The sequence below is a fragment of the Streptococcus oralis genome (assembly GCF_001578945.1).
In the GTDB taxonomy this organism is placed as follows: Bacteria; Bacillota; Bacilli; order Lactobacillales; family Streptococcaceae; genus Streptococcus; species Streptococcus oralis_Q.
On the sequence record NZ_KQ969552.1, the window covers coordinates 93,596 to 99,067 of the forward strand.

Sequence of the window (5,472 nt, forward strand, 5' to 3'; positions counted from 1 at the left end):
CGGCGAAGCTTGTTCTCCGTCTCCAACTCGTCCAAATCTCTTCGTACCGTTGATTCTGATGTTTCTAATAGACTAACCAATTTTTCTAGGGAAACTACATGATATTGATTTAACTCCTCTAAAATCAGTTGCTTCCGCTCAGCTTTTAGCACCAAATCACCTCCTGTTATCGTTTACACTATTCATTCTAGCACATTCTCTGCCAAAGTCAAGCAGTTTTTGTCATTTTCTTTCAAATTCCATCATTTTTCTTATTTCTAGAATTTTTATTGCAAGATAAGAGACTTTATGGTAGACTATTGAGTAAGTATTGGAAGATTACTCAAGAGGCTTAAGAGGCCGTGTTGGAAACGCGGTAGGCGTGTAACAGCGTGCGTGGGTTCGAATCCCATGTCTTCCGTAGAAAAACAAAAACTGCATTTCGGTGCAGTTTTTTTATCGCAAGCATTTAAAAATCAAATAATACAAACACTATATGATTTCATAAAACAAAAGGATATAGATTTCTAGAATACGACAGACCTTCTTCAAAAAGAGGGTCTGTTTTAGGGTCTGCCTTTTTTGAAAAAGAATACCAAGGAATACCAAAGACAAAAATAAAAAACGTTGATTTAACAACGTTTTACCAAGGAATGCGAAAGAATGCAAAGGAATAATGGAGCCGGTGGGAGTCGAACCCACGTCCAAACACCTGCCAACATATTTGTCTACAACCATAGGTTATGTATTGTTTTAACAGTCCCTCGACACATAACTCAAGCCTAGGAACTGCGAGTCTATTAATCTCTTATCAAACCACTAGACAAGGTTTGATCGTATCTCGCTAATCATAAGACCTGTCATTGAACACGAGCAATCCAAATCAGGTCACGCCTGCTGGTTTTTAGGCAGCTAGAGCGTAAGAAGTGTTATTTTTTGCAGTTATATTTAACTGAGCGTTTACGTCGCCACACGGGTTGCAAAATATGCCTCATAATGCCTGTCGAATCCGTAACGACCCCAAAAAACAATAAAACCATTATACCTTATCTAAATCAAAAATGCAAAATTAAGTCGATTCTTTAGAAAAGATATGTTTTCAAAGCATCTGACAAGGCTTGATAACCTGCCACACTTAGATGGAGGCCATCTGTGGTATAGGCTGATTGAAGTTGTCCTTCTGAATCTGTCAAACTATCATAAATCGGTAGAAAATCTACTTGCATATAGGCGGAAGCTAGAGCTTCATAAGCCTGATTCCACTCCCTAATCTTTTCATTGGTACGAATATAAACTGTCTGCTTGTATTCTTTTCCTTCATTGACTGGCAAAATGGAAAGGAGCTTTATCTGTGACAGCGGATATTCTCGGGAAATTGATTGTATCACACGCTCAAGATTATCCAAGGCTTCATTCATAGGGACATCTTTTCCGATATCATTTGTCCCAATTAGGAGAACAATTTGATCCACAGCATCACCAAACAGATGTGCATCAAGATTCTCTAGCAAAAGTCCCGTCTGGTAGCCTCGGATGCCACGATTAACAATCGTCTTGGCAGCCCCAAACAACTCTTGCAGAGGGTAATACTCCACAATCGAATCACCAATAAAGATGATATCTGGCTCTAGGACAGAAACTTGATTCAATTCACGATACTTTGTTTGAATCTTTTCTTGCTCCTTTAAGAGCCAATTTTCTAATAACTGTACTGCCACCCTATCCCTCTTTCTCTAACCAATTTTCTAGAACTTGATAAACACCTGCCTGGCTGTTCGCTGGAGCTAGGGCAGTCGCAACTGCCTTGGCCTCATCATCTGCATTTTCCATAGCATAGGCAATCCCCGCCAGTTCTAGCATTTCAACATCGTTTTCACTATCACCAAAAGCCATGATTTGTTCCGATTGCAAATCCCAGCGCTTGAGTAATTCTTCCAATCCCCAAGCCTTGTGAACACCAGCCTGTAGGATATCGATACAACCATAACCGCTAGAAACAGCTCTCACACGACCATCAAAGAGATCATTGATTTCCTGCAAAACAGAACCAGAGCGTTCTTCACCGACGACCATACTCATCTTTAACACTCCACCGAAGAGATCTGTGTGCAAGTCTTCCACAAAATTCATTCGTTGATAGAGTTTTTCAATCATCTCTGGGGTCATAAATTTATTAAGTTCTGTAAAAACAGTTCCTTTCTTGACAAAACCTCCATTCATACTGGTGACGACGAACTGATCTCGGCATTCTCTCCCCTTAAAATGAGCTAAAACCTTGTCAACCATAGCATCATCCCAGGTCTGCGCTTGAATCAGTTCATCATTTTCAAAAATACGCGCCCCATTGGCAACTACTAGAACTACTCTACTCGCCAAATGTTTAAGCAATTGTCTCATACGGTGAACTTCATTCCCCGTCGCAATGACAAAACGGATATCCCTTTGATCCAGCTGATCTAAAATCTTTTCCAAGCGGGGCAGATCCAGCTGCCCCCTCGGGTCTAGCAAGGTTCCATCCATATCTGTTGCAATTAATTTAATCGTCATCATATCTCCTTTAGGGTGAGCACCTACCACTTCAACCCTACATGTTCATTCATTTCTTTATAGGCCGTGTCAATTCGTTCCTTTGTCGCCTCGTCCAACTTGTCACGGTGACTGCCCCCCTCGATGAAGTCTTCTAGGATATAGGTCTGATAGAGGAAGAGCGGATAACCTTCTGGAGAGTAAGTCCCTTTGGGTATTCGATTGACCCAAGTCGGATGCGCTTTGGCAGTTTCAATCCTTGTCTTTCCATCTTTTTTCTTAATGGTCACATCCATGAGAACACCGCGCTCCGTCCACTTGGCATTTTCCTCATCTTGCATGGTTTCAATGCGCTGATTTGAGAGGAAATTTCCCATGGAGTAGATGATCAGTTTTTTGTCACCATCTTTTTCAACTGTTTCAGCAGGTTCAACGACGTGAGGATGCCCTCCAAAGATAATATCGGCTCCCCAATCCACCATCTTATGATAGAGAGCCTTTTGTTCTTCCGTTGGTTCTAGCTGGTACTCAACTCCCATCTGAGGCATAATAACGGTAATATCCGCTTCCTTCTCTGCACGTTCGATTTCCGCTTTCATCTTGTCTTCGTTCAAATCAGAAAGATAGCGATTATAGTCCTCTTGAGAGATATGCTGCTCAATGCCATTAAAACCGTAAGAATAGGCCAGGAGAGCTATCTTGATACCATTGACTTCCTTGATGACTATAGGAGCTTGGTCACGAGATTCATGTGTGTAGACTCCGATGGGTGTCATTCCAGCCTTTTCAATAGCTTGAGCCGTTGAAACCACTCCCTCAATTTGAGAATCCAAAATATGATTATGAGCCAAATCTAAGACTTGATAGCCTGCATCCTTGATCGCATCCATGACTTCTCCTGGTGCATTAAAGAGGGGATAACCTGCCAAGTAGTGGTCCTTGTTCACCGTTCCTTCAAAGTCACCAATTACCAAATCCGCTTGCTTGAGCCATGGTTTCACATATTCAAAATTTTCATGGAAATCATAGATTCCATCTTCTTTAAGAGCTGTTCGGTAGATAGGGATATGATAAAGAAGGTCACCATTTGCCATGATACGGGCTGTCGTTTCACCAGATTGACTTTCCTTGGACTGACTAGACGTCGTAGTCTGACTGTTAGAACTTGTTACCTTGTTACCTTGTACTGCTCGAACCAGCAAGTTCAATCCCATGGACAAGGCAACTGCAAGCAATAACACAATAATAAACTGGGCATTGGTCCAAGATTTGTAATTCCGAAAAAAATCAACACAAGTCTTCCACACCTCATAAAGAGAATCATGAGACCGTCTATCTTGCCGCTTTTCCATCTTTATCCCCCCTTGCTTTTACTGCAAGTCTTTTCTTTTATTATACCACAGACAAAAGGGGAATACCGTTTATTATATTATTTTTTAGGAACTTCTGTGACTTTCTTTCTCGTCTATTTTGTGTTATCATGTAGAGGTAATGAAAGGAGAGAAAATGTCTGCTATAGAACGTATTACAAAAGCTGCTCACTTAATTGATATGAACGATATTATCCGCGAGGGAAATCCAACTCTTCGCGCAGTTGCTGAGGAGGTCACTTTCCCAGTGTCTGACCAGGAAATCATACTTGGCGAAAAGATGATGCAATTCCTCAAACATTCCCAAGATCCTGTTATGGCTGAGAAAATGGGGCTGCGTGGTGGTGTTGGACTTGCCGCACCCCAGCTGGATATCTCAAAACGCGTTATTGCCGTCTTGGTCCCAAATATTGTAGAAGAAGGCGAAACTCCACAGGAAGCCTACGATTTGCAAGCCATTATGTACAATCCAAAAATCGTCTCTCACTCTGTTCAAGATGCTGCTCTTGGCGAAGGAGAAGGTTGCCTTTCTGTTGACCGTAACGTGCCTGGCTATGTTGTCCGCCATGCCCGTGTTACTGTTGATTACTTTGACAAGGACGGCGAAAAACACCGTATCAAGCTCAAAGGATACAACTCTATCGTTGTCCAACATGAAATTGATCATCTAAACGGAATCATGTTTTACGATCGTATCAATGAAAAAGATCCCTTTGCTGTTAAAGATGGACTCCTCATCCTCGAATAAAGAAAATCCCGTTGCAAGACGGGGTTTTGTGTTATAATAGAGGCATGAAAACAAATGATATTGTCTATGGCGTCCACGCCGTTACCGAAGCCCTCCTTGCAAATACAGGAAACAAACTCTATCTCCAAGAAGATTTAAGGGGAAAGAATGTTGAGAAAGTCAAGGAACTGGCTACTGAAAAGAAGGTGTCCATTTCTTGGACTTCGAAAAAATCCCTCTCTGAAATGACCGAAGGCGCTGTCCACCAAGGTTTTGTTCTACGAGTGTCCGAATTTGCCTATAGCGAGCTGGATCACATCCTTGCCAAAACACGACAAGAAGAAAATCCACTTCTGTTGATTCTGGATGGTCTAACTGACCCTCACAACTTAGGTTCTATCTTAAGGACTGCTGATGCGACCAATGTTTCAGGTGTCATCATTCCCAAGCACCGTGCTGTCGGAGTGACTCCTGTCGTTGCCAAAACGGCCACAGGTGCTATTGAGCATGTACCGATTGCCCGAGTTACCAACCTCAGTCAAACCCTAGACAAACTCAAGGCTGAAGGCTTCTGGACCTTTGGAACGGATATGAACGGTACTCCTTGCCACAAGTGGAATACAAAAGGAAAAATCGCCCTCATCATCGGAAATGAAGGAAAAGGCATCTCTAGCAATATCAAAAAACAGGTCGATGAAATGATTACCATTCCGATGAATGGGCATGTTCAAAGTCTCAATGCCAGTGTTGCTGCAGCCATTCTCATGTACGAAGTTTTCCGAAATAGACTATAAAAAAGTTTCCAGTCATCTGATTGGAAACTTTATTATGATTATACTCAATGAAAATCAAAGAGCAAACTAGGAAGCT

6 protein-coding genes, 1 tRNA gene and 1 other RNA gene are annotated in these 5,472 nt (G+C 41.9%); 3 read left to right on the forward strand and 5 right to left on the reverse strand.

The genetic code is table 11. The features are described from left to right. Positions 1-152, reverse strand: a 152-nt coding sequence (locus SORDD16_RS10655; protein WP_164966498.1) for a DeoR family transcriptional regulator, incomplete at its 3' end; no start/stop codon positions are given. Between the two features lie 160 nt (positions 153-312). Here SORDD16_RS10655 and SORDD16_RS05850 point away from each other — a divergent pair. Next, a tRNA-Ser gene (locus tag SORDD16_RS05850) sits at positions 313-400 on the forward strand. 253 nt (positions 401-653) lie between these two features. Here the strand turns inward: SORDD16_RS05850 and ssrA are convergent. From ssrA to SORDD16_RS10660, 4 genes are all read right to left on the reverse strand, one after another. Then, positions 654-1,001: a transfer-messenger RNA gene (ssrA, locus tag SORDD16_RS05855) on the reverse strand. Positions 1,002-1,061: 60 nt separating this feature from the next. Further along, positions 1,062-1,697, reverse strand: coding sequence for an SGNH/GDSL hydrolase family protein (locus SORDD16_RS05860; RefSeq protein ID WP_061452711.1), 636 nt, complete (start codon positions 1,695-1,697; stop codon positions 1,062-1,064). Between the two features lies 1 nt (position 1,698). Then, entirely contained in the window at positions 1,699-2,526 is an 828-nt protein-coding gene (locus SORDD16_RS05865) for an HAD family hydrolase (RefSeq protein ID WP_061452712.1), read from the reverse strand. A gap of 23 nt (positions 2,527-2,549) precedes the next feature. After that, the gene (locus tag SORDD16_RS10660; protein WP_081215159.1) at positions 2,550-3,857 is read right to left on the reverse strand and encodes a CapA family protein; all 1,308 of its coding nucleotides are present in this window, start codon (positions 3,855-3,857) and stop codon (positions 2,550-2,552) included. Positions 3,858-4,011: 154 nt separating this feature from the next. Between SORDD16_RS10660 and def the strand changes: the two genes are divergently transcribed. Then, positions 4,012-4,623: a peptide deformylase gene (gene def, locus SORDD16_RS05880; protein WP_061452713.1), complete on the forward strand. Its 612-nt coding sequence runs from the start codon at positions 4,012-4,014 to the stop codon at positions 4,621-4,623. Between the two features lie 44 nt (positions 4,624-4,667). Further along, positions 4,668-5,396: a 23S rRNA (guanosine(2251)-2'-O)-methyltransferase RlmB gene (gene rlmB / locus SORDD16_RS05885; RefSeq protein WP_000855740.1), complete on the forward strand. Its 729-nt coding sequence runs from the start codon at positions 4,668-4,670 to the stop codon at positions 5,394-5,396. Positions 5,397-5,472 lie beyond the last annotated feature (76 nt).

Bases quoted from the DNA above. Each gene is read 5' to 3' on its own strand.
- SORDD16_RS05865 (WP_061452712.1), bottom strand. From the start codon at position 2,526: ATGACGATTAAATTAATTGCAACAGATATGGATGGAACCTTGCTAGAC.
- def (WP_061452713.1), top strand. From the start codon at position 4,012: ATGTCTGCTATAGAACGTATTACAAAAGCTGCTCACTTAATTGATATG.
- rlmB (WP_000855740.1), top strand. From the start codon at position 4,668: ATGAAAACAAATGATATTGTCTATGGCGTCCACGCCGTTACCGAAGCC.
- SORDD16_RS10660 (WP_081215159.1), bottom strand. From the start codon at position 3,857: ATGGAAAAGCGGCAAGATAGACGGTCTCATGATTCTCTTTATGAGGTG.